The following is a 24,091-nucleotide window of genomic DNA, read 5'->3' as shown; positions in this document are numbered from 1 at the left end:
ATATATAAAACGGAGCTACATCAAATGGCACAAATCGAAGTCAAGGTCCCCCAACTGTCGGAATCGGTTGCTGAAGCAACCCTGCTGTCCTGGCACAAGAAAGTCGGCGAGAAAGTCTCGCGCGACGAGAACATGATCGACATCGAGACCGACAAGGTGGTCCTGGAACTGCCGGCCCCGAGCGAAGGCGTGATCGTCCAGCTGCTGAAGGCCGACGGCGCGACCGTCGTGTCCGGCGAAGTCATCGCCATCGTCGATACCGAAGCTTCGGCACAGACTAGCCCGGTGGCAGTGAAGCCGATCCCGTCGGCTGCCCCGAACGCGCCGATCGAAGCCGCCCCGGCTGCTGCCGCAACCGGTTCGAAAGGCGACGTCGCCATGCCGGCCGCCGCCAAGATCCTGGCCGACAACAACATGAGCGCCGCCGACGCCACCGGCACCGGCCGCGACGGCCGCGTGACCAAGGGCGACGCCCTGGCCGCAGTCGCCAACAAGCCTGCCGCAGCAGCTGCCCCGGCACCGGCCGCGAAGCCGGCCCTGCAGCCGGTCGCCGCACCGATCGCCAGCCTGGGCGACCGTCCGGAAGAGCGCGTGCCGATGAGCCGCCTGCGCGCCCGTATCGCCGAGCGCCTGCTGCAGTCGCAACAGACCAACGCCATCCTGACCACCTTCAACGAGGTGAACATGGCGCCGGTCATGGAACTGCGCAACAAGTACAAGGACAAGTTCGAGAAAGAGCACGGCGTCAAGCTGGGCTTCATGTCCTTCTTCGTCAAGGCCGCTGTTGCCGCACTGAAGAAGTACCCGATCCTGAACGCCTCGGTCGACGGTAACGACATCGTCTACCACGGCTACTTCGACATCGGTATCGCCGTCGGTTCGCCGCGCGGCCTGGTGGTGCCGATCCTGCGCAACGCCGACCAGCTGTCGATCGCCGAGATCGAGAAGAAGATCGGTGAATTCGGCCAGAAGGCAAAAGACGGCAAGCTGACCCTGGACGACCTGTCGGGCGGTACCTTCTCGATCTCGAACGGCGGTGTGTTCGGTTCGATGCTGTCGACCCCGATCATCAACCCGCCGCAGTCGGCAATCCTGGGCGTGCACGCGACCAAGGACCGCGCCGTGGTGGAAAACGGCCAGATCGTGATCCGTCCGATGAACTACCTGGCAATGTCCTACGACCACCGCATCATCGACGGCCGCGAAGCCGTGCTGGGCCTGGTGGCCATGAAGGACGCGCTGGAAGATCCGGCCCGCCTGCTGCTCGACCTGTAATCGAGGGCACAGCGGTGCAGTGCGGACATGCCTTGCGGGGCATGTCCGCTGACACAGCAGACCACCAGTGAGGACCGCCATGATCTCCGATGAAATCCGGCGTTTGCATGAACTGCACCAGGCCGGCGCCCTGACGGACGCCGAATTCGAACAGGCCAAGGCGAAGGTCCTGGCCAGCGAACGGATCAACCTGGACAAGGATGGCGGCGCGGGTACCGGTTTCGGCCCGCCGCCCGGCAGCATCGAGGCCAAGTTCCGCACCATGCGCCGCCCGCGCCGGGATCGCTGGCTGGCCGGTGTCTGCGGCGCCCTGAGTTCGGCCTTCGGCATGGACATCTATGCCTGGCGCCTTGTGTTCGTCCTGCTTACCCTGGTGACGACCGGTATCGGAGCCCTGGCCTATCTGGCCCTGTGGATCTTTGTCCCAGAAGAATAAATAAGGAAGCTACTCATGAGTAACGAGAAACAATTTGACGTCGTCGTGATCGGCGGCGGCCCCGGCGGCTACATCGCCGCCATCCGCGCAGCGCAGCTGGGCTTCAAGACCGCCTGCATCGACGCATGGAGCAACGCAGCCGGCAAGCCGGCTCCGGGCGGCACCTGCACCAACGTCGGCTGCATCCCGTCGAAAGCGCTGCTGCAGTCGTCGGAACACTTCGAGCACGCCGGCCACGCCTTTGCCGACCACGGCATCAAGGTTGGCGGCCTGGAACTCGACCTGCCGACCATGCTCAAGCGCAAGGACACCATCGTCAAGCAGAATAACGACGGCATCCTGTTCCTGTTCAAGAAGAACAAGGTCACCTTCTTCCACGGCCACGGTTCCTTCGCCGGCAAAACCGATGGCGGCTACACCATCAATGTCAGCGGCCAGACCACCGACACCCTGAGCGCCAAGAACGTGGTCATCGCGACCGGTTCGAACGCGCGCCAGCTGCCGGGCGCGGAATTCGACGAGAAGCTGATCCTGTCGAACGAAGGCGCACTGGCGATCGACGCGGTCCCGGGCAAGCTGGGCGTGATCGGCGCCGGCGTCATCGGCCTGGAAATGGGCTCGGTGTGGCGCCGCGTGGGCGCGGACGTCACCGTGCTGGAAGGTCTGCCGACCTTCCTGGGCGCGGTCGACGAGCAGATCGCCAAGGAAGCGCACAAGCTGTTCACCAAGCAGGGCCTGAAGATCAACCTGGGCTGCAAGATCGGCAAGATCACCAAGGGTGCGAACGACGTCACCGTGGAATACGCGGACAGCACCGGCGCCGAGCAGAAGGCCACCTTCGACCGCCTGATCATCTCGATCGGCCGCGTGCCGAACACCACCGGCCTCGGTATCGAGACCGTCGGCGTGCAGCTGGACGAGCGCGGCTTCGTGGTCGTGGACGACGAGTGCCGTACCAGCCTGCCGGGCGTGTGGGCGGTGGGCGACGTCGTGCGCGGCCCGATGCTGGCGCACAAGGCGGAAGAAGAGGGCGTCGCGGTTGCCGAGCGCATCGCCGGCCAGCACGGCCACGTCAACTTCAACACCATCCCCTGGGTCATCTACACCTCGCCGGAAATCGCCTGGGTCGGCAAGACCGAGCAGCAGCTGAAGGCCGAAGGCGTGTCGTACAAGGCCGGCACCTTCCCGTTCATGGCCAACGGCCGTGCACGCGCGCTGGGCGATACCTCGGGCATGGTGAAATTCCTGGCCGATGCGACCACCGATGAAATCCTGGGCGTGCACATCGTCGGCCCGGTGGCCTCCGAGCTGATCTCGGAAGCCGTCGTCGCGATGGAGTTCAAGGCCTCGTCGGAAGACATCGCCCGCATCTGCCACGCGCACCCGTCGCTGTCGGAAGCCGTGAAGGAAGCGGCGCTGGCGGTGGACAAGCGTTCGCTGAACTTCTAAAGCAACAGAGGCGCCACCGCGCCTTGGTAGGGTGGGCGGGTTCCCCGCCCACCCTACGTTAACACTGCCTCATCATGAACGTTCAAGAGTACTATCAACACGCGCTGACCGAGCGCGGCTTCCAGTCCGACCCGGCCCAGCAAGCCGCGGTGGACCGTCTCCAGCAGGCGTACGACGACTGGGTCCATTACAAGGCCCAGCGGTCGTCCGCTTTCAAGCGCCTCATCAACCGCCCTGACGTGCCGAAGGGCGTGTACATGTGGGGCGGGGTGGGGCGCGGCAAGTCCTTCCTGATGGACTCCTTCTATTCGGTGGTGCCGGTGGTGCGCAAGACGCGCCTGCACTTCCACGAGTTCATGCGTGCCGTGCACGGCCAGCTGGACGAGCTGAAAGGCGTGGCCGACCCGCTCGATGAGGTGGCCAAGCGCATCGCCAAGAAATACCGCCTGATCTGCTTCGACGAATTCCACGTCTCGGACATCGCCGACGCGATGATCCTGTATAACCTGCTCAAGGCCCTGTTCGACAACGGCGTCTCCTTCGTGATGACCTCGAACTACGAGCCGTCCACGCTGTACCCGGACGGGCTGCACCGCGACCGCATGCTGCCGACCATCGCGCTGCTGCAGGAAAAGCTCGACATCCTCAACGTCGATGCCGGCAACGACTACCGCAAGCGCGCGCTCGAGCAGGTGCAGGCCTACTACATGCCGCTGAACGCCGCTTCCGACCAGAAGCTGCGCGAAACCTACGCCAAGGTGGCCGATACGGCCGACGAAAGCCCGATCGTCCACATCGAGAACCGCGAGATCCGCGCGCTGCGCCGCGCCGGCGGCGTGATCTGGTTCGACTTCGCGACCCTGTGCGGCGGCCCGCGTTCCCAGAACGACTACCTGGAACTGGCGTCACGCTTCCACACGGTGATCCTGTCGGGCATTCCGGCCATGTCGGCGGGGCAGTCCTCGGAAGCACGCCGCTTCACCTGGCTGGTCGACGTGTTCTACGACCACAAGGTCAAGCTGATCATGTCGGCGGCAGTGGAGCCGGAAGAGCTGTACACCAAGGGTATGCTAGCGAACGAATTCCACCGCACTGTCTCGCGTATCATTGAAATGCAGTCGCGCGAGTACATGCTCGCCGAGCGCCGCGGTGCGGCCGACGCCATCGCCTGAACCGAAAGGAAACCATGAGCAGTCACCCAGTATTCCGCGCAGCTGGCAGCGCCTTCGCGGCAGCCGTGATCGCCGCAGCCCTGACGGCCTGCGCCAGCGTAGAGCCGGGCCCGTCGGTGGAAGCGGTCGACCCGACCACCTCCGTCGCCCAGGCCGACCAGCGCCTGTCCGCGGTCGCGGCCGAACGCGCCGCCATCGAGGCGCGCTATGCCGAACGTGAAGCGGTCTGCTACGAAAAATTCTTTGTGAATAACTGCCTGGACGAAGCGCGGGAGCGCCGCCGCGTGGCACTGGTCGCCCAGCGCAACATCGAGATCGAAGCCGAGCGCTTCAAACGCCGCACCAAGGTCGAAGAGCGCGACCGCGAGATCGCCGCGGCTGAAGCCGAGTACCGGGCCGAGGAAGCCCGCCTGGCCACCGAGCCGCAGCCCGCCCCGCGTGAGGTGACGCCGCTGCCGCCGGCCAAGCCGTCGCCGGCCGCCTCCCGCATGGCGCGCCGCAACGCCAAGGCCAAGGAAGAAGCGGCCCGCGCGCCGGAAGAGGCAGCCAAGGCGGCTGCGAACGCCCGCGAATTCGAGGAGCGCAAGCGCCGCTCGGAACAGAAGCAGAAGGAAGTCGCGGAGCGCGTGGCCGAGCGCGAGGCGAAGGCCGCGGCGCGCAAGGCGGAGGAAGAGAAGAGGGCGAAGGCGGCGGCAGGGAAGTAACTCCATTTCGGCCACCGCACGATGAGTCGTCATCCCGGCGAAGGCCGGGATCCAAGTTCGTCGAGTGCTGCCTACGCTTCAGGTAAGTGGTACGCACGCAAAATTGGATTCCGGCCTACGCCGGAAGTCATGGGCGCCAGTGGCGCGCATGACGGCTCATCTGCTAATGGTGAAAGCCGACGTCGCAGGTCCTCAGACCACCCGTCCCACTTTGCCCGCCATTCCCTCCTGCGCCGCCTTCACCAGCTTCACGATCGCCATCGAGCAATTCCCACCCTTGCCCTGGGAGCGCTCGCCCGCCTTGTTGATCAGCATCTCCGACGCCTGCCGCGGCGTTGTCTTGCTCGTGACCGCCGCCAGTTCCGCGTCCGTAAAGAAGTGCCACAAGCCATCCGAGGCCAGCAGGAAGCCGTCCCCAGGCGCCAGCCCCACATGGCTGCCGATGGTCACGAAGGGTTCCTTGCGGCTGTTGCCCAGCACGTTGAGCAGGAGTTTGGACTTGCGGTGGTTTTTGGCCGCTTCTTCCGGCAATTTGTCGGTCGCTACGAGATGCTCCACATAGGCGGCATCGTTGCTGCGGCTGAGGCACTTGCCGTCCTGGAAGCGGTACAGCCTGGAATCGCCCACATGCGCCCACACCGCCTCGCCGTGCGGCGTCAGGACCAGCCCGACGAAGCTGGCGTGCGCCTCGACCTGGGTGGCGACGGCGTTCATCTTGATGATCAGGTGGGTCTCGTTGACGATCTCGCGCAGGAGCTCGCCGATCCGTTCCAGGCTGGGATGGTCGCCGGGCTTAAATTCGTCGAAGACCTGGCGCGCCGTGTGCAGCACCTGGTCCGCGCCGCTAGCGCCGGCAATGCCGTCCGACAGCACGGCCAGCACGTAGCCGGGCGCACGCGCGCCGGTCAGGAGGGCGACGCGGTCGTTCTGCTGGGGACGGTTCCCGATGTGCTGCGCGGTGCCGGCTTCGATCTTGTATGTTGTCATAAACCTTTATTTCGGTAGCGCCTGCGCCAATCTTTGTTGGCGGCAACCTCGGCGTAGATTAAACTATGCACCGAGAAGCCGTTGTGTTGCAAGCCGAACACACCGGCCGCCCCAGGTAAACCCGCGGCGCACCGTCTGCCGCCGGCGCCATCGCCCGAGCTCCCGCAAACGCTTTGTACAGAACTGTTTGGAACAGCAATCATGACCGACGTCCAGGACATCCAGCGCCGTATCATTGAACTCGACGTGGAACACCGCGACCTCGATGCCGTCATTTCGATGCTGGCCGCCGATGGCCATGCCGACCAGCTACAGCTGCGCCGTTTGAAAAAGCGTAAGCTGCAGCTCAAGGATCATATTACGCTGCTGAAGATGCAGCTGGTGCCCGATATCCCGGCCTGAACCGGGCTTTAAAGAAACAAGCAATTGACTGACCATCTCCCTGTTCCCGGCGTCAGCGCCGCCGAGCCGGCGGGGTCGCCGCCACAGGGCGACGTCCTCCCGGCCAGCGTCCGTCCCGCCGGTAAATACGACGAAGAGCTCGACCGCCTGTTCGGGGCGGGAGGCCCGCTCGCGCCCAATGTCGGTACCTACAAGCCGCGCCAGTCGCAGACCGAAATGGCCAAGGCCATCGCCGGCGCGATCGCCGAGCAGAAGGTCCTCATGGCCGAGGCCGGCACCGGCACGGGCAAGACCTTCGCCTACCTGGTCCCCGCGCTGCTGTGGGGCGGCAAGACCATCATCTCGACCGGTACCAAGAACCTGCAGGATCAATTGTTCCTGCGCGACATCCCGACCATCCGCGCCGCCCTGCGCGCGCCGGTCTCGGTGGCGCTGCTCAAGGGCCGTTCTAACTACGTCTGCCATTTCCACCTCGAACGCACCCTGAACAACGGCCGCCTGACTTCGCGCGACGATGTCGGCCACCTGCGCGAGATCTCGCGCTTCATCAAGATGACCAACTCGGGCGACAAGGCCGAGCTGGCCAAGGTGCCGGAAAACGCCACGGTCTGGAACCTCGTCACCTCCACGCGCGACAGCTGCATGGGCGCCGAATGCCAGTACTACCAGGACTGCTTCGTGATGAAGGCGCGCCGCGAGGCCCAGCAGGCGGATGTGGTGGTGGTCAACCACCACCTGTTCTTCGCCGACGTGGCGCTGAAGGATACCGGCGTGGCCGAACTGCTGCCCTCGGCCAACACCATCATCTTCGACGAAGCACACCAGCTGCCGGACACCGCGACGCTGTTCTTCGGCCAGTCGGTCTCGACCTCGCAGGTGCTGGAACTGTGCCGCGACGTGCTGGCCGAAGGCCTGGCGCATGCGCGCGGCCCGGATTGGGCCAAGGTCGTGACCGTAGTCGAAAAGGCGGCGCGCGACCTGCGCCTGACCTTCCCGGAAGGCGGCACCCGCCTGTCGCTGCCGCAGATCCTGCCAACCTCGGCGTTTTTCCCGGCGCTCGAGAAGCTCAAGGAAGAGCTGTCCGGCATGATCACCGTGCTGGAAGAACATTCTGCGCGCGCGGAGACGATCGAGGCCTGCCGCCTGCGCGCGCACGAGCTGAGTGCCTCCTTCGACGCCTGGAAGCCGGACGGCAAAAAAGGCAAGGTCGTCGCGGGTGACGATGCCGCCGTGCTGTGGGTCGAGGCCTTCAATTCCTCGCTGCAGCTGCACAAGACGCCGCTATCGATCGCACCGATCTTCTCGGGCCAGCGCGAAGGCACGCCGCGCAGCTGGATCTTCACCTCGGCGACGCTGGCGGTGAAGAACGACTTCAAGCATTTCTCCGACCAGATGGGCCTCACCGGCGAGCCGGCCATGACCTGGCCGAGCCCGTTCAACTACGGCGAGCAGGGCATCCTGTACGTGCCGACGGGCTTGCCGGAACCGAATTCCTTCCAGTACACCGACGCCTGCGTCGATATGGCCCTGCCGGTGATCGAGGCGGCCGGCGGGCGCACCTTCTTCCTGTGCACGACGATCCGCGCCGTGAACAAGGTGGCCGAGCGCCTGCGCGAAGAGTTCGCGGCGCGCGGGCTGGATTTCCCGCTGTTCGTGCAGGGCGAGCGTGGACGTACCGAGCTACTCGATTCCTTCCGCAACGCCGGCAATGCGGTGCTGGTCGGCAGCCAGAGTTTCTGGGAAGGCGTGGACGTGCGTGGTGACGCGCTCTCGCTCGTCATCATCGACAAGCTGCCCTTCGCCCCGCCGGACGACCCGGTGCTGGCGGCGCGCATCGAAGTGATGGAAAAGCAGGGCCTGAACGGCTTCATGCACCACCAGTTGCCGGAAGCGATCATCACGCTCAAGCAGGGGGCAGGGCGCCTGATCCGCGACGTGGAAGACCGTGGCGTGCTGATGATCTGCGACCCGCGCATCATTACCAAGCCCTACGGCAGGCGCATCTGGCAGAGTCTGCCGCCGTTCAAGCGTACCCGTGTGCAGTCGGAGGTGATCGAGTTCTTCCAGCCAGGGACGATGGCGGACGCGGCGGATTTGAACGCCTGATTGATCGTTGTTTCGTAGGGTGGGCGGCTACGCCGCCCACGCGGTGATAGTCAGCAGCAAGATCATCCAGCGCTCGAGCGGAGCCGATAACGATCACCGCGTGGGCGGGAGACCCGCCCACCCTACGGGCAGATCACCACCTTACCGGTAACTTTACGCGCCGCCATGTCATTCAGCGCCCGCGCCGTCTCCTCCAGCGGATAGCGCCCCGACACCAGCGGCTTGAGCTTGCCCTCTGCCATCCACCCCAGCATCTGCCGCATCGCCGCCAGGTTGGCCTTTAGTTCGCGGCGCACGAAGTCGCCCCAGAACACGCCGACCACCGACGCGCCCTTCAGCAGCATCAGGTTCCAGGGCAGTTTCGGAATCTCGCCGGCGGCGAAGCCCACCACCAGGTGCCGGCCGCGCCAGGCGATCGAGCGCAGCGCCGGTTCGCTGTACGGGCCGCCGACCGGGTCGTAGATGACGTCCGGTCCGCGCCCGCCGGTCGCCGCCTTGAGTGCTTCGCGCAGGTCTTCCTTCTCGTAGTTGATCACGACATCGGCCCCGTGCGCCTGGCAGATCGCCAGCTTCTCGTCGGTGGAGGCGGCTGCGATCACGCGCGCGCCGATGGCCTTGCCGATCTCGATCGCGGCCAGGCCGACGCCGCCGGCCGCGCCCAGCACCAGCATGGTTTCGCCCGGCTGCAGGGCGGCGCGGTCGACCACCGCGTGGTGCGAGGTGCCGTAGGTGAGGGTGATGGCGGCGGCCGTGTCGAAGTCCATACCGGGCGGCATCGGCATCAGGGCGTCGGCTGGCGCAATCGCCTGCTCGGCAAAGGCGCCGGTGCGCGTGAAGCCGATCACCGACTGGCCCGGTGCAAAGCCGCTCACGCCCTCGCCGACGGCGCGCACGGTGCCGGCGAATTCGTTACCGGGCGTGAAGGGCAGCTCCGGCCGAACCTGGTATTTGCCCTGTACCGTCAGCACGTCCGGGAAGTTCACCCCGGCCGCTTTCACGTCGACGACAACTTCGCCCTTGCCGGGCACCAGGTCGGGCAGGTCCTCGATCACGAGGCTGTCGATCGGACCCCAATCCTTGCAGCGTACGGCCTTCATTTGCTCTCCTTTGCGTCGAATACGTCCTTGAATAACCGGCGGCATTATGCCTGAAGGTGCATTCCACGCTACCTTTCAGGCATGCTGCCGAGTCCGCCAGCACGCTTGTGCATCCGCAAAGTGGTCGAGGTCGGTGAAGCTAGAGTCAAAGGAATCCGCCTTAGCACATTGGAATGGGGGACAGGCAATGGCGATCCGTTACGGGTGTTTCTTTAGCTACGCACATGGCAGGCACGACCTGATGCGACGGTTCAAGACCGCCCTTGCCGACGCCTTGCGCTGCTACCTCGAACCTTACTTCGACAACGAAGACGAACTGTTTATCGATACCGAGCAGCTGGGCGGAGGCGATGACCTCGACCGCAAGATCGCACGCGCGATGTGCGAGAGCGTCTGCATGATCCTGATCTACACGCCCAAGTACGAAGCCCACGCCAACACCCGGCGCGAATACGCGGCCATGCGCCAGCTGGAACACGAGCGCGCGGCCTGGTACCCGCTGCCGAGCCACCTGATCATTCCCGTCATCATGACGCGGCATCCGGAATCCCTGCCTCCCGAAATTACCGAGAACAGTTTTTACGTCGATTTTTCGCACTTCACGATGGCGACGGCCGACCTCAAGTCCAACCCCGAGTTCCTGCCCGACATCGACAAGATGGTCAAGCGCATCGCCACTCATTACCAGCATCAAAAAAAGCATACGCCGCCTGGTCATGACTGCAACCAATTCATGCTTCCCGATGTCCCACCCGAATGGCGTGCAGTGCCAAGCCTGACGTTTCCAAAAAAATGAGGAGTCACATGGACGAGAACCTCACGATGCTCCCGGCGCTGGACAGCCCCGGCAAGGTGACGACCTTCTACGCCTACGAAGGCGGCCCCGCCCGCAACGCCCTGCTGGCCGCGCTGGCGCTGCAGCTGGCCGCCGACCCGGCCGGGGCGCCGGTGCTGGTGATCGACTGGGACCTCGAATCGCCTGCGCTGCACCATTACCTGGAACAGCCGCCCGAGCCCGATGAAGACGCGGGTGCCGATCCGCCCGGCCTGGCCGAGTATGTCGCGGCGCTGCGCGAAGAGCTGCGCCGCCGCCGCGGCATGCGCGCCGCTGCTTCCGACCTGCCTGCTGCCGACCTGCTTGCCGACACGGTGCTCGACGCGGTCGACTGGCGCGCTCACGTGCGGCGTGTCGACGGCCGCCGCCCGCTGTACCTGATGCGTGCCGGCCGCTTCGACGAGGGCTACGCCGAACGGGCCGCGGGCATCGACTGGGTCGCGCTGTTCGATGCCTGCCCGGCGCTGCTGCGCCGCTTCGCAGCCCGCATGGGGCGCCACTTCCGGCACGTGCTGGTGGCCAGCCGCGCCGGGCGTTCGGCGGCGGTGAGCGCCTGCACCACGCTCGTTCCCGACCGCCTGGTCGGCCTGTTCACGCCGGCCCCCGGCAGCCTCGAAGGCCTCGAGGGCGTGGTCAGGCGCGCCACCGAATACCGCTGCACCCACGAAGACGAACAGCGGCCCTTGCTCGTGTATCCGGTCGCCTGCGCCGCCGATGGCGCGCGCAGCGATCCGGGCCAGCGCTGGCGCCGCGGCGACCCGGGCCAGGGGCTGGCCGGCTACCAGGGACGCATTGAAGCCCTGCTGCGCGACACCTACGGGGTCAGGCTGCTGCACCTGGACAGCTGGTTCGACGAAGTCCAGCTGCCGCTGTGCGACGCCGCCGCCATCGCCGGACCCAGCGCGCTGGCGCGGCCGGCAGCGTGCCTGCTGTCCTGGTTCGCGCAGGGCCACTTCCCGTGGCACTCGCCGCCCGAGTTCCGCCTGCGCACCGCGATCGCACTGGCGCGCATCCAGGAGGGCAGGGGCGCGGCCGTGGCGCTGGCGGGCCACCTGGCGCGCCTCGCCGCACTGTGCCGGAACGAGGGACGCGATATCGAGGCGTCCGAGCTGCTCGGCGAGTGCCTGGCGCTGCGGCGCCTGGCGCTGGGCGAAGACCATTCCGATACGCGCGCAGCCCTGCGCCTGCTGGCGGCGCTGCACCTGGCCGGCGGGCAGCTGGACGACGCGCGCCACGAATACGAGCTGCTGGCCCAGGCCTGCGCGCGCAGCGCCGGCGCGGAACACCCCGACACGCTGGCGGCACGCTCCGGCCTGGCGAGCGTGCTCGGACGGCTGCGCGAGGGCGAACGCGCGCTGGCGCTGCACGAACAGGTGGTGGCTACCTGCGAGCGGCTGTGGGGCGACGCCCATCCGGCCACGCTCGACAGCGTCGAAGCCCTGGCCGCCACCTTGTCGGAGCAGCACGAGAACGAGCGCGCGCGGGTGCTGTTCGACCGCGTGCTCGACGGCCGCCGCCGGCTGCAGGGGAACGAGCACGAGGACACGCTGCGCTGCGCCCAGCGGCTGGCCCAGCTGCTCGGCGAGATGGGCGAGCTCGGCAACGCGCGGCGCCTGCTGGAAGGCGTGCTGCGCGCCCGCGAGCGCTACGACGGCGCCTTTGCCCTGCCGACCCTGCGCGCGCGCGAAGCCCTGGCCGAGATCCTGGCCGCGCAGGGCGACATGGCCGCCGTACGCAGCATCCAGGCGGCGCCGGCGCGGGTGCGCGAAGCAGAGCTCGATGCCGGCCATCCGGCATTCGACAGCCTGCAGCACCAGTTCGCCCAGCTGCAGGACCTGATCGACCGCGAAAGCCGGCACGAAGCCCGGGCTCTGGCCGACAAGCTGCACCATTCGGTGCAGTGGCGCACTGTGGCACATCCGCTACGCAAGCGCGCCGCCGCGATGATCGAGCAGGTCTACCTGCAGGAAGGGGACAAGGACGCGGCGCTGGCCTTCAACCGGAACCTGGTGTCGTCTCTGGAGGGAGCGCTGTTCCAGAGCGGGCATGACGGGCCGCCAATGTTGCGATAGATGCAATTCAAATACGTCCGACGGGGCCATCTGTGGCATAAAAAAATCGCCATCAGGAAACAAAAATCCCGCCATCGACGAGCGATCCGGGCGTTGCTTCAGGTAAAATCGCTGACATGCGAATTCTTATCAGTAACGACGATGGCTACCTGGCGCCTGGTATCAGTGCGCTGGCCGACGCCTTGTCCGCGATCGCGGACATCGTGGTGGTCGCTCCCGACAGCAACCGCTCGGGCGCGTCGAATTCGTTGACGCTCGACCGTCCGCTGACGGTCCAGAAAGCCGCAAACGGTTTCCATTTCGTCAATGGCACCCCGACCGACTGCGTGCACATCGCGCTGACCGCGATGGGCGACGCGCCGCCCGACCTGGTAGTGTCCGGCATCAACAATGGCCAGAACATGGGCGACGACACCCTGTATTCCGGCACCGTCGCGGCGGCCACCGAGGCTTACCTGTTCGGCATCCCGGCCATCGCCTTCTCGCAGGTGAACGCGGGCTGGGCCCACGTCGACGCTGCGGCGAAGGTGGCACGCGACATCGTCGAGCGCCGCTTCGACAAGCTCGACCTGCCGTTCCTGCTGAATGTGAACATCCCGAACCTGGCGTACGAGCAGATCGGGCCGCTGACGCCTTCGCGCCTCGGGCGCCGTCACCAGGCCGAGCCGGTGATCCGGTCGCTAGATCCACGCGGCCGCGAGATCTACTGGATCGGCGCGCCGGGCGCCTGCCGCGACGCGGGCGAGGGCACCGATTTCCACACCACCGCCCAGGGCAAGGTGTCGATCACGCCGCTGCAGATCGACCTGACCCACAAGGCGCAACTGGAGCTGCTGCGGGGGATCATATGAGCGACAAACGCAGCACCTTCCCCTTGCCGCTGTCTTCGGTGACCGGCGGCGCGAACCGCAAGCCGGGTGCGCCGGCGCCGGTGGCGACGCCGCAGACCGCTACCCGCAACGCCAGCAATGCCGCCAGCACCGGCACGCGCGCCAGCTTCGCGCCGGCCGCGCCGGCGCCGTCGCCGCGCCCGCCCGGCTATGCCCAGGCCCACCAGCCGTCAAGCCCGGTGGCCCAGCGCTCGGAGCTGATGGCATCCGAAGCAGTGCGGCGCGCCATGGTGGCGCGCGTGGCGAAGCAGGGCGTCAAGGATGGCGTGGTGCTGGGCGCGATGGAAGCGGTGCCGCGCCACCTGTTCATCGAACCGGCCCTGTCGGCCCAGGCGTACATCGACGCCTCGCTGCCGATCGGGCACAACCAGACGATTTCACAGCCCTACATCGTAGCGCGCATGATCGAAGCGATGCGCGCCTCGATCGCGCCCGGCGCGCAGCTGGGCCGGGTGCTGGAGATCGGCACCGGCTGCGGCTACCAGGCCGCGGTGCTGTCGTTTGTCGCGCGCGAGGTGTACTCGATCGAGCGCATCAAGCCGCTGCATGAGCTGGCCAAGACCAACTTGCGGCCGCTGAGGATTTCCAACCTGCGTTTGCAATACGGCGATGGTATGCTAGGCTTGCCGCAGGTTGCACCCTTCGACGGCATCATCCTGGCAGCTGCGGGGCTCGAAGTGCCGCGCGCCCTGCTCGAACAACTGGCCATCGGCGCGCACCTGGTCGCGCCGGTTGGCGGCCAGGTCCAGCGCCTCGAGCGCATTACCCGCACCGGCAAGAGCGAGTGGGCCAGCGAAACGCTGGAAGCATGCCACTTCGTGCCGTTGCGTCCCGGTACCGTCTAACACAGCGCTTCGCGGCGAAATTCGCAGCGCGGCCGCCTGGTACCACTCCTGCCGGGTCAACGCTACAGGTTCCACCAGCGTTGAAGAGCCTGGTCCGACTGGCATGGCCGGCCCCCGGCCGGGATGTCCGGCGTGTTCCGCCCCTGCTGCGCCGGGGTGGTGCGCTACAGAACATGAATAGAAAACAGAAAGACAATGAACCAAGCACCCCATCTGCCCCGTCTTGCACTTCTTACTCTTGCCCTTGGCCTGCTGGCCGGCTGTAACTCCCTGACGCGCCAGGCGCCGGTCGTCGAGCGCACCACGCTGCCGACGGTCGAGCGGCCACGCCCGACCGCGGCCGCGCGCGTCGAGGAACCGGAGAAAAAGGACGAGAAGGGCATGTACACCGTGCGCCGCGGCGACACCCTGCTGCGCATCGCACTGGACCACGGCCAGAACTACCGCGACCTGGTCGCCTGGAACAACCTGCGCGATCCGGACGACATCAAGGTCGGCCAGACCCTGCGCGTGGCGGCGCCGGAACGCGGCGAGCGCACCGCCAACATGCAGACCCAGCCGGTCCCGATGCCGCCGCCAGCCGCCACGCCGCCGCGCAAGACCACGCCGCGCGCCGACAAGCAGCCGTACAACGAGAATGTCGCATCGCAGGAAGCAGGCGTCCGTCCGGATGCTCCACGTCCTGCCGCACCGGCCCCGGTTGCCGCTCCGGCGCCGAGTGCCCCGGCGCCGGCGCCGGCAGTCGCCGCTGCCGCCAACGACGAGGACAACAAGCTGAGCTGGATGTGGCCGGCCGATGGCCGCGTCGTCGCCACCTTCGACGAACGGAACAAGGGCATCGACATCGCCGGCCGTCCGGGCCAGCAGGTGGTTGCTGCGGGCGCCGGCAAGGTAATGTACGCTGGCAGCGGTATCCGGGGTTATGGTAACCTCGTCATCGTCAAGCACAACAACAGCTTGCTGTCGGCATACGCGCACAACCGCAAGATCGTCGTCAAGGAAGGCGATAACGTGGCCAAGGGCCAGATGATTGCGGAAATGGGCGATTCGGATGCCGATTCGGTGAAACTACATTTCGAGATCCGCCAACAGGGTAAACCCGTCGATCCGTCGAGGTTCCTGCCCGGTCGATAAGGACGTATGACGCAGCCGCCGCACTCGCTGGACCCGCAGGATACAGACGAGTTTCCGGACGAACCGGAAAACGGCGGCGCGGCTGCGGCCGACGGCGAGGACGTCCTCCGCGCTCCGGAGGTCGATTCGGTGGACGAGCTGCGCAAGGTCTTGCAGGCCGAGCTTGCCACCGACACCACCCAGCACTACCTCAACCAGATCGGCACCCGGCCGCTGCTCAGCGCGCCCGAAGAAGTCCAGGTCGCCACGCTCGCCAAGGCGGGCGACTTCGCTGCGCGCCAGAAGATGATCGAGCATAACCTGCGTCTGGTCGTCTCGATCGCCAAGCACTACATCAACCGCGGCGTCGTGCTGCTCGACCTGATCGAAGAGGGCAACATCGGCCTGATGCGGGCGATCGACAAGTTCGAGCCCGAGCGGGGATTCCGCTTTTCCACCTATGCCACCTGGTGGATCCGGCAGAGCATCGAGCGCGCCATCATGAACCAGGCGCGCACCGTGCGCCTCCCGGTGCACATGGTGCGCGAGCTGAATGGGGTCCTGCGCGCCAAGTACCACCTCGAAGCCCAGAAGCACGACGGCAAGGAAGCGTCCTGCGAAGACATCGCCAGCCTGGTCGGCCGGCCGGTGGAAGAGGTGCAGGATATCCTGGCGCTGTCCGAACACGCCGCCTCGCTCGACGCACCCCTCGACAACGACCCCGCCTCCAGCCTGATGGACATGCTGCCCGACGACGGCGAAGCCAGCCCCGACCTGCGCGCCGAGCAGCACGAAATGACCGCCCTGGTACGCGACTGGCTGGCGCGCCTGCCCGACAAGCAGCGCCAGGTGGTCACGCGGCGCTTCGGGCTGGACAACGACGATCCAGCTACGCTGGAGACGCTCGCCGAAGAGATGGGCGTGACGCGGGAGCGGGTGCGGCAGATCCAGCAGGAGGCGCTGGTGAAGCTGAAGAGGGCGATGGCGGCCCGTGGGGTGGTGCGCGATTCGCTTTTGTAGGGTGGTCGGCTTCGCCGACCGCGCGGTGATAGTTGAAATCGGAATAGCCGAGCGGGCGCATCACCGTGATTCGACCGCGTGGGCGGAAATCCGCCCACCCTATGAAACCCTCCCGTAGCGCCCACCCCATTTCCTTGCTATCATGCGCGCCGGGCCGCATGCGCCCATTTTTTATTTGCGAACTCCTCGCACAGTCGATCCTGTGCCCACTCCCTTTTGTCTACCACCATGCAAGAAACTTTCATCGACATCAAATCCCTGGATAAAGATGCGCGCGGCGTCGGCCATCTCGAGAACGAAGACGGCAGCCCGGGCAAGGTGATCTTCGTCGAAGGCGCGCTGCCGGGCGAGCGCGTCAGCTTTGAAACCCTGCGCAAGAAGAAGAACTGGGAGTCGGGCCGCATGGTCACGCTGCAGCGCGCCTCGTCGATGCGCGTGGAGCCGAAGTGCCAGCACTTCGGCTACTGCGGCGGCTGCTCGATGCAGCACCTGGAGCCTTCGGCCCAGGTCGCGATGAAGCAGCGCGTGCTGGAAGACGACCTGTGGCACCTCGGTAAAGTGAAGTCCGAGAACATCATGCGCCCGATGTACGGCCCGACCTGGGACTATCGCTACCGCGCGCGCCTGTCGGTGCGCCACGTGGCCAAGAAGGGCGGGGTGCTGGTGGGCTTCCACGAGCGCGCGTCCTCGTATGTGGCGGACATCACCTACTGCGAGATCCTGCCGGACCACGTCGCCCGCCTGATCGTGCCGCTGCGCGAATTCGTCGGCCAGCTGTCGATCTACAACCAGATGCCCCAGATCGAAGTCGCCATCGGCGAAGAAGTCACCGTGCTGGTGCTGCGCATCATGGCTCCCTTGACCCCGGCCGACGAAACGCTGGCGAAAGCCTTTGCCGACAAGTGGGACATCCAGTGGTGGCTGCAACCGAAGGGCCCGGACACCGCCTTCCCGTACTACCCGCTGGGCAAGGAGCTGTACTACACGTTGCCTGAATTCGGCATCAAGATGCCCTTCAAGCCGACCGACTTCACCCAGGTGAACCACCAGATCAACCGCGTGCTGGTCGCCAAGGCGCTGCGCCTGCTCGAGGTGCAACCGGGCGAGCGCGTGGCCGACCTGTTCTGCGGCCTGGGCAACTTCACGCTGCCGCTGGCGACCCAGGCACGCGAAGTGGTGGGTATCGAAGGCAGCACCGCGCTGACCACCCGCGCGCTGGAAAATGCCCAGGCCAATCGCCTGGCAAGCAAGACCTCGTTCTCGACCCGCAACCTGTTCGAAGTGACGAAGGAAGACCTGGTCGCACTGGGCCGTTTTGATCGCATGCTGGTCGACCCGCCACGCGACGGCGCCATGGCCCTGTCGCTGGCGCTGGCCGACCTGCGCGAGACGCACGAGGAACTGATGCCGCAGCGGATCGTGTACGTGTCCTGCAGCCCGTCGACCCTGGCGCGCGACGCCGGCATCCTGGTGCACAAGGCGGGCTATGTGCTGAAAAAAGCGGGGGTGTGCAACATGTTCCCGCATACCTCGCATGTGGAGTCGATTGCGGTGTTCGAGCTGGGCGAGAAGCCTGCTTCGGCTGCTGCATACGAAGTGCCGGCCGAGGCGTAATTTACAAGTAACCGTAGGGTGGGCGGGTCTCCCGCCCACGCGGTGATAGTTGCCGGGTGAATGATTGTATTGGCTGAATTGCCGTGATTTGTCCGCGTGGGCGGGGAACCCGCCCACCCTACAGCCCGGAGCGACCGACCGCAGCAAATAAAAAAGCCGACCCGCAGGTCGGCTTTGTCATTGAAGCAAGGACGATTTAGTCGTCGCCGCCCACGATGCCCAGCAGGCGCAGCAGGCTGGTGAAGACGTTGTACACGTCCAGGTAGATCGCCAGGGTGGCGCTGATGTAGTTGGTCTCGCCGCCGTTGACGATGCGCTGCACGTCGTACAGGATGAAGGCCGAGAAGATACCGATGGCCAGCATCGAGATCACGATGGTCAGGGCGGACATCTGCAGGAAGATGTTGGCCACGACTGCCAGCAGGAGCACGATGACGCCGGCGAACAGCCAGCTGCCCATGCCCGAGAAATCGCGCTTGGTCGTGGTGGCGATGCTGGCCATCACGGCGAACACGCAGGCGGTGCCGCCGAAGGCGGTCATGATCAGGGTGCCGCCGTTGCTGTAGCCGAGGGTGTGGCGCAGCAGCGGGGTCAGCATCAGGCCCATGAAGAAGGTGAAGCCGAGCAGGAAGGCAATGCCGAGTGCCGAGTGCTTGGTCTTCTCGATCGCGTACATGAAGCCGAACGCGATGGCCATGAAGATGATGAAGCCCATGAAGCCGCTGAGCATCGGCAGCTGCAGGCTGACGCCGATGAAGGCGCCCAGCACGGTCGGAATCATCGACAGCGCCAGCAGCCAGTAGGTGTTGCGCAGGACGTTGTTGCGTGCGACCTGGCCCCGTCCGGCCTTGGTCAGGTCAATGGTGCTGCGGGGTTGCGAATTAGGGAACATGGTGCCTCCGGTTGGTGGATGAGCGTCACTGACAACTTACGATGACAGACTTATTGGTGCCTTAAGCAAAGCTGAAATCGGGACGATTTTGCTCTGCAACTCTACCACTTTGCTTGCCAGTGCCGCAATATCGGTTATATGAGGGATGTATGGTAAAATTAAAGGTTGATTGAGTTCAAAAATCAGTTGCAAGAAGCTCACGAAGTTCTTGAATTAAACCTTTCTTTTTATTGGAGTTTTACATGGCAATCGAACGCACCCTGTCGATCATCAAACCGGACGCAGTTGCAAAAAACGTGATCGGCCAAATCTATAGCCGCTTCGAAGGTGCAGGCCTGAAGGTCGTCGCTGCCCGCATGACCCAGCTGTCGCAAGCCGAAGCCGAAGGCTTCTACGCCGTGCACGCTGCACGTCCGTTCTTCAAGGATCTGGTCAACTTCATGATCTCGGGTCCGGTCATGATCCAGGTGCTCGAAGGCGAAGGCGCGATCCTGAAGAACCGCGACCTGATGGGCGCCACCGATCCGAAGAAAGCTGAAGCCGGCACCATCCGCGCCGACTTCGCCGATTCGATCGACGCCAACGCCGTCCACGGTTCGGACGCTGCTGAAACTGCTGCTGTGGAAATCGCCTACTTCTTCCCGGCACTGAACGTCTACTCGCGTTAATTAGTAGGGGGAGCGCAAGTCCGGGCGCGCCCCGGTTGATTTCTCCCCCGGACTAATTTAAAGAGTAAACCACTCGCCCGCGGCCCAAGGCCGGCGCGAGTGGTTTCAGGAAATAAAGGAATTTGTTATGACGACTCTCACCAACCTGCTGGACTTCGATCCCGCGCAACTCGTTGCGTACTGCGCCGAGCTGGGTGAGAAACCGTTCCGCGCCAAGCAGCTCCAACGCTGGATCCACCAGTTCGGTGCGTCGAGCTTCGACGACATGACCGACCTGGCCAAGTCGCTGCGCGAAAAACTCAAGACCCGCGCCGAAGTCCGTGCGCCGGGCATCATCAGCGACCATACCTCGACGGACGGCACCCGCAAGTGGCTGGTCGACGTCGGCAATGGCAACGCCGTGGAAACCGTGTTCATCCCGGAAGAAAACCGCGGCACGCTGTGCATCTCGACCCAGGCCGGCTGCGCCGTCAACTGCCGCTTCTGCTCGACCGGCAAGCAGGGCTTCAACCGCAACCTCACCGTGGCCGAGATCATCGGCCAGCTGTGGATGGCCGAGTTCGAGCTGCGCCGTACCAAAGGCATCGACCCGGGCCCGAAGGGCGAGCGCCAGATCACCAACGTGGTCATGATGGGCATGGGCGAGCCGCTGCTCAACTACGAGCCGACCGTCACGGCGCTCAAGATGATGCTGGACGATAACGCCTACGGCCTGTCGCGCCGGCGCGTGACCCTGTCGACCTCGGGCGTGGTCCCGAACATCGACAAGCTGTCCCAGGACGTGCCGGTGGCACTGGCCGTGTCGCTGCACGCGTCGAACGACGCCCTGCGCGACATCCTGGTCCCGCTGAACAAGAAATACCCGCTGCGCGAACTGCTGGCCGCGTGCAAGCGCTACCTGGAATTCGCCCCACGCGATTTCATTACCTTCGAATACTGCATGCTCGACGGCTTCAACGACAGCGACGAGCACGCACGCGAGCTGATCGCGCTGGTGAACGACCCGGTGGTCGGCGTGAACTGCAAGTTCAACCTGATCCCGTTCAACCCGTTCCCGGAATCGGGCCTGACCCGTTCGAAGAACCCGCGCATCAAGGCCTTTGCCCAGGTGCTGATGGACGCCGGCATCGTCACCACCGTGCGCAAGACGCGCGGCGACGACATCGACGCCGCCTGCGGCCAGCTGGCCGGCGAGGTGCAGGACCGCACCCGCGTCGCCCAGCGCATGGAGAAGATGGCCGAGTACCAGAAGAAATTCGGCGCCGACTTCGGACGCATCGTGGAGATTCCTTCCTGATGGGCAGCGCCGCCGCTCGTGCAGCCTTCCTGTTCGCGCTGGCCCTGGTGGCCGGCTGCGCCAGCCATGGCAGCGGCAGCGGCGAACTGAAGACCGCGTCCGACGTGACGGCGGCGGAAAAGCGCGCCTCGATCCGCCTGCAGCTGGCAGTCGGCTACTACCAGAACGGCCAGTACGAAACCGCTTTGGACGAGGTCAAGCAAACGATCGCAATCGACGCCGGCAACGCCGAAGCCTACGGCCTGCGCGCGCTGATCTACACCGCCATGGGCCAGCTGCAGCTGGCCGACGAGAACTACCAGACCGCCCTGCGCCTCAAGCCGGGCAGTCCCGATTTGTCGAACAACTATGGCTCCTTCCTGTGTACCGCGCTGAACAAGCCGGCGCAGGCGATGCCGTATTTCGACGCGGCGTTGCGCAACCCCACTTACCAGACGCCCGTGAGCGCGCTGGTGAATGCCGGCGTGTGCGCGATCCGCAACAAGAATTGGCAGGCCGGCGAGCGCTACCTGCTCGAGGCCGTGCGTTACAACCCCGACCTGCAGGCCACGAATGCCGGCCTGGCACGGATCTACTACGAGCGGCGCGACTACCAGCGCGCCGGTTTTTTCATTAACCGCCTGATCGAGACTTCGAAACTCGACACGCTGCCGGCGGACGCGCTCTGGCTGGCCTTGCGAGTGCAGCGCAAGACGGGCAACCGGAGCAACGAAGCCAGCCTGGCAGCCCAGCTGCGGCGGCGTTTCCCCGGTTCGCCGGAGTACGCGGCTTTCGAGCGCGGCGCCTTTGATGAGTGAGACTGAACCCATGAACGAGCATGCAGACCAGCCGGCGACGCCGGGCAACGACGCCGGCCTTCCCGGCCAGACCCTGCAGTCCCAGCGCGAAGCGATGGGCTGGAGCGTGGAGCAGGTGGCCGACCAGCTGAAGCTGGCGCCGCGCCAGGTAGTGGCGCTGGAAGCCGGCGACTACGCTTCGTTGCCGAGCCCGGCCGTGACGCGCGGCTTCGTGCGCGCCTACGCCAAGCTCCTGAAGATCGATGCCGCCCCGCTGGTGGCCAAGATCGAGATGAACATGCCGCCGGAAGCCCAGGCCGGCGCGACCGCATCGATCCCGCGCCGCGAACAGCGTCCGGCCTCGTTCTCGCAGAGCCGCTTCCCGATCGGCGGCAAGCGCAACAAGGTGCCGGTCGGCCTGATCGCGGGCGCCGTGGCGGTGGTCGCCGCCGGTTTCGCACTGTGGCATTTCGGCCTGATCCCGGGCGGCCAGCAGCAGGGCACGACCGAGGGCGAGGTGCTCGAATCGCCGGTGGTCGCGCCAAGCGCGCCGAACGGCGCCGCACCCGCTGCCAACGACACCCTGCAGAACCCGTCGGTGCCGCTGATCTCGGTGCCGGCGCCGGCAGGCGAGGGCACGACTGCGCCCGCCGCCGCGCCGACCACTGCGCCGGGCGTCGCGCCAGCGGTGACGCCTGGCGTCGCGCCGGCAACGCCGGCCACCACGCCTGCGGCGACGACCCCGGCGGCACCGGCCGCTACCCTGGCCGCACCGGTCACGGCTGCGCCGGCTGTTGCTCCAGCAGCGCCGGCAGGTGGGAACGCGCTGTTGCTGAACGTGCGTGAAGACGCCTGGATCGGCGTGGTCGTCGGCGGCAAGCGCCTGTTGTGGCGCGAGGTCAAGGCCGGCTCGACCGAAACCTTCGACGTCACCGCACCGGGCGTGCTGACCGTCGGTAATCCGGGCGCCGTGACGGCGACCCTGCGTGGCGCCGCCGTCAGCCTCGAGCAGGCGCCGGGCAAGAAATTCGCGCAAGTCTCCTTGAAGTAAGCAATGGAACAGAACATGAACCAAGCCTGTCTCGGCGAACCGATTCCATCGGGCCCGCTGGCGCGCCGCAGCAGCCGCAAGGTAGCGGTGTCGCACGGCCAGCGCACCGTGTGGGTCGGCGGCGACGCGCCGGTGGTGGTGCAGTCGATGACCAATACCGACACGGCCGACGCGATCGGCACCGCGATCCAGGTGAAGGAACTGGCGCGCGCCGGTTCCGAAATCGTGCGCATCACCGTCGACACCCCGGCCGCCGCGGCCGCGGTGCCGGCGATCCGCGAACAGCTCGACCGCATGGAAATCGATACCCCGCTGGTGGGCGACTTCCACTACAACGGCCACCTGCTGCTGCGCGACTACCCGGAATGCGCGCAGGCGCTGTCGAAGTACCGCATCAACCCGGGCAACGTGGGGCAGGGCGCCAAGCGCGACACCCAGTTCGCCCAGATGATCGAGATCGCGGCGAAGTACGACAAGCCGGTGCGCATCGGCGTCAACTGGGGCTCGCTCGACCAGGCGCTGCTGGCGCGCATCATGGACGAGAATGCCGCCCGCGCTACCCCGTGGAGCGCGCAGGCCGTGATGTACGAAGCCTTGATCACCTCGGCGATCGAGAATGCCGTGCGCGCCGAAGAAGTCGGCCTGGCGCGCGACAAGATCATCCTGAGCTGCAAGGTGTCGGGCGTGCAGGACCTGATCGCGGTCTACCGCGAACTGGCGCGCCGCTGCGACTACCCGCTGCACCTGGGCCTGACCGAAGCCGGCATGGGCAGCAAGGGCATCGTCGCCTCGACCGCGGCGCTGTCGGTGCTGCTGCAGGAAGGCATCGGCGACACCATCCGTATCTCGCTCACCCCGGAACCGGGTGGCGACCGTACCAAAGAAGTCGTGGTCGGCCAGGAGATCCTGCAGACCATGGGCCTGCGCAAGTTCACCCCGATGGTGATCGCCTGCCCGGGCTGCGGCCGTACCACCTCGACCGTGTTCCAGGAACTGGCGGACAACATCCAGACCTTCCTGCGCGAGCAGATGCCGGAGTGGAAAAAGACCTATCCGGGCGTGGAAGCGATGAACGTGGCCGTGATGGGCTGCATCGTGAACGGTCCGGGTGAATCGAAGCACGCGAACATCGGCATCAGCCTGCCGGGTACGGGCGAATCGCCGGCGGCGCCGGTGTTCGTCGACGGGCAGAAGGTCGCCACGCTGCGCGGCGAGCGGATCGTGGATGAGTTCAAGACGATCGTGTTGAACTACGTGCAGAAGAACTACAGCCGCCAAGAGGCAGTGACAGAATAAATCCGTAGGGTGGGCGGGTTTCCCGCCCACGCGGTCAAGCGGCTCAAATACTGACCGACCGCGTGGGCAGGAGACCTGCCCACCCTACGAAGAA

At 65.8% G+C, this 24,091-nt stretch carries 22 protein-coding genes; 19 read left to right on the top strand and 3 right to left on the bottom strand.

The window, feature by feature from the left end:
* The first annotated feature begins 24 nt into the window (after nucleotides 1–24).
* The 5 genes from odhB (at nucleotide 25) to LK542_RS09700 (ending at nucleotide 5,036) form a co-directional block, all read left to right on the top strand.
* Nucleotides 25–1,275, top strand: a complete 1,251-nt coding sequence (gene odhB, locus LK542_RS09720; protein WP_227811748.1) for a 2-oxoglutarate dehydrogenase complex dihydrolipoyllysine-residue succinyltransferase — start codon at nucleotides 25–27, stop codon at nucleotides 1,273–1,275.
* A 79-nt stretch (nucleotides 1,276–1,354) separates the two neighbouring features.
* Nucleotides 1,355–1,711 (top strand): PspC domain-containing protein, encoded by a 357-nt coding sequence (locus tag LK542_RS09715; protein WP_227811747.1) that lies wholly within the window; start codon nucleotides 1,355–1,357, stop codon nucleotides 1,709–1,711.
* 15 nt (nucleotides 1,712–1,726) lie between these two features.
* A complete protein-coding gene (gene lpdA / locus LK542_RS09710) occupies nucleotides 1,727–3,160 on the top strand; it encodes a dihydrolipoyl dehydrogenase (RefSeq protein ID WP_227811746.1) in 1,434 nt (477 codons plus the stop codon).
* A gap of 74 nt (nucleotides 3,161–3,234) precedes the next feature.
* Nucleotides 3,235–4,332 carry a cell division protein ZapE gene (gene zapE, locus LK542_RS09705; protein ID WP_227811745.1) on the top strand — a complete coding sequence of 366 codons (1,098 nt, stop codon included), beginning with the start codon at nucleotides 3,235–3,237 and terminating at the stop codon, nucleotides 4,330–4,332.
* A gap of 14 nt (nucleotides 4,333–4,346) precedes the next feature.
* The gene (locus LK542_RS09700) at nucleotides 4,347–5,036 is read left to right on the top strand and encodes a hypothetical protein (protein ID WP_227811744.1); all 690 of its coding nucleotides are present in this window, start codon (nucleotides 4,347–4,349) and stop codon (nucleotides 5,034–5,036) included.
* Between the two features lie 192 nt (nucleotides 5,037–5,228).
* On the opposite strand, the gene LK542_RS09695 is transcribed toward LK542_RS09700, so the two are convergent.
* Entirely contained in the window at nucleotides 5,229–6,023 is a 795-nt protein-coding gene (locus LK542_RS09695; protein ID WP_227811743.1) for a PP2C family serine/threonine-protein phosphatase, read from the bottom strand.
* A 201-nt stretch (nucleotides 6,024–6,224) separates the two neighbouring features.
* Here LK542_RS09695 and LK542_RS09690 point away from each other — a divergent pair, with 201 nt between their 5' ends.
* Nucleotides 6,225–6,425: a YdcH family protein gene (locus LK542_RS09690; RefSeq protein WP_027867157.1), complete on the top strand. Its 201-nt coding sequence runs from the start codon at nucleotides 6,225–6,227 to the stop codon at nucleotides 6,423–6,425.
* Between the two features lie 24 nt (nucleotides 6,426–6,449).
* Nucleotides 6,450–8,531: an ATP-dependent DNA helicase gene (locus LK542_RS09685; protein ID WP_374040131.1), complete on the top strand. Its 2,082-nt coding sequence runs from the start codon at nucleotides 6,450–6,452 to the stop codon at nucleotides 8,529–8,531.
* A 122-nt stretch (nucleotides 8,532–8,653) separates the two neighbouring features.
* Here LK542_RS09685 and LK542_RS09680 read toward each other — a convergent pair whose 3' ends face one another.
* On the bottom strand, nucleotides 8,654–9,628 hold the full coding sequence (locus LK542_RS09680; RefSeq protein ID WP_227811742.1) for an NADPH:quinone oxidoreductase family protein: 975 nt from the start codon (nucleotides 9,626–9,628) through the stop codon (nucleotides 8,654–8,656).
* 187 nt (nucleotides 9,629–9,815) lie between these two features.
* On the opposite strand from LK542_RS09680, the gene LK542_RS09675 reads away from it, so the two are divergent.
* The 7 genes from LK542_RS09675 to rlmD all read left to right on the top strand — a co-directional run bounded on the left by LK542_RS09675 (nucleotide 9,816) and on the right by rlmD (nucleotide 18,017).
* Nucleotides 9,816–10,424 carry a toll/interleukin-1 receptor domain-containing protein gene (locus tag LK542_RS09675; RefSeq protein WP_227799015.1) on the top strand — a complete coding sequence of 203 codons (609 nt, stop codon included), beginning with the start codon at nucleotides 9,816–9,818 and terminating at the stop codon, nucleotides 10,422–10,424.
* Between the two features lie 8 nt (nucleotides 10,425–10,432).
* On the top strand, nucleotides 10,433–12,535 hold the full coding sequence (locus tag LK542_RS09670; RefSeq protein WP_227811741.1) for a tetratricopeptide repeat-containing protein: 2,103 nt from the start codon (nucleotides 10,433–10,435) through the stop codon (nucleotides 12,533–12,535).
* A gap of 116 nt (nucleotides 12,536–12,651) precedes the next feature.
* Entirely contained in the window at nucleotides 12,652–13,386 is a 735-nt protein-coding gene (gene surE, locus LK542_RS09665; protein ID WP_227811740.1) for a 5'/3'-nucleotidase SurE, read from the top strand.
* Nucleotides 13,383–14,270 (top strand): protein-L-isoaspartate(D-aspartate) O-methyltransferase, encoded by an 888-nt coding sequence (locus LK542_RS09660; RefSeq protein ID WP_227799012.1) that lies wholly within the window; start codon nucleotides 13,383–13,385, stop codon nucleotides 14,268–14,270. The genes surE and LK542_RS09660 overlap by 4 nt, the downstream gene beginning before the upstream one ends.
* A 195-nt stretch (nucleotides 14,271–14,465) precedes the next feature.
* The gene (locus tag LK542_RS09655) at nucleotides 14,466–15,404 is read left to right on the top strand and encodes a peptidoglycan DD-metalloendopeptidase family protein (RefSeq protein ID WP_227811739.1); all 939 of its coding nucleotides are present in this window, start codon (nucleotides 14,466–14,468) and stop codon (nucleotides 15,402–15,404) included.
* A gap of 6 nt (nucleotides 15,405–15,410) precedes the next feature.
* A complete protein-coding gene (gene rpoS / locus LK542_RS09650; RefSeq protein ID WP_227811738.1) occupies nucleotides 15,411–16,403 on the top strand; it encodes an RNA polymerase sigma factor RpoS in 993 nt (330 codons plus the stop codon).
* Nucleotides 16,404–16,631: 228 nt separating this feature from the next.
* On the top strand, nucleotides 16,632–18,017 hold the full coding sequence (gene rlmD, locus LK542_RS09645; RefSeq protein WP_227811737.1) for a 23S rRNA (uracil(1939)-C(5))-methyltransferase RlmD: 1,386 nt from the start codon (nucleotides 16,632–16,634) through the stop codon (nucleotides 18,015–18,017).
* A gap of 196 nt (nucleotides 18,018–18,213) precedes the next feature.
* On the opposite strand, the gene LK542_RS09640 is transcribed toward rlmD, so the two are convergent.
* Nucleotides 18,214–18,909, bottom strand: a complete 696-nt coding sequence (locus LK542_RS09640) for a Bax inhibitor-1/YccA family protein (protein WP_227799008.1) — start codon at nucleotides 18,907–18,909, stop codon at nucleotides 18,214–18,216.
* A 242-nt stretch (nucleotides 18,910–19,151) separates the two neighbouring features.
* Between LK542_RS09640 and ndk the strand changes: the two genes are divergently transcribed.
* The 5 genes from ndk (at nucleotide 19,152) to ispG (ending at nucleotide 23,997) form a co-directional block, all read left to right on the top strand.
* Entirely contained in the window at nucleotides 19,152–19,577 is a 426-nt protein-coding gene (gene ndk, locus LK542_RS09635) for a nucleoside-diphosphate kinase (RefSeq protein WP_027867147.1), read from the top strand.
* A 127-nt stretch (nucleotides 19,578–19,704) separates the two neighbouring features.
* On the top strand, nucleotides 19,705–20,874 hold the full coding sequence (gene rlmN, locus LK542_RS09630; RefSeq protein ID WP_227811736.1) for a 23S rRNA (adenine(2503)-C(2))-methyltransferase RlmN: 1,170 nt from the start codon (nucleotides 19,705–19,707) through the stop codon (nucleotides 20,872–20,874).
* Entirely contained in the window at nucleotides 20,874–21,671 is a 798-nt protein-coding gene (pilW, locus tag LK542_RS09625) for a type IV pilus biogenesis/stability protein PilW (RefSeq protein WP_227811735.1), read from the top strand. The genes rlmN and pilW overlap by 1 nt, the downstream gene beginning before the upstream one ends.
* A 10-nt stretch (nucleotides 21,672–21,681) precedes the next feature.
* Nucleotides 21,682–22,701: a helix-turn-helix domain-containing protein gene (locus LK542_RS09620; protein ID WP_227811734.1), complete on the top strand. Its 1,020-nt coding sequence runs from the start codon at nucleotides 21,682–21,684 to the stop codon at nucleotides 22,699–22,701.
* Between the two features lie 15 nt (nucleotides 22,702–22,716).
* Nucleotides 22,717–23,997 carry a flavodoxin-dependent (E)-4-hydroxy-3-methylbut-2-enyl-diphosphate synthase gene (gene ispG, locus LK542_RS09615; RefSeq protein ID WP_307728958.1) on the top strand — a complete coding sequence of 427 codons (1,281 nt, stop codon included), beginning with the start codon at nucleotides 22,717–22,719 and terminating at the stop codon, nucleotides 23,995–23,997.
* Nucleotides 23,998–24,091: the final 94 nt, after the last annotated feature.

The sequence above is a fragment of the Massilia sp. IC2-477 genome, from assembly GCF_020707265.1.
Taxonomy (GTDB): Bacteria; Pseudomonadota; Gammaproteobacteria; order Burkholderiales; family Burkholderiaceae_D; genus Telluria.
The sequence above is the reverse complement of the archived record's forward strand: the minus strand, read 5'-3'. Positions and strand labels throughout refer to the sequence as shown.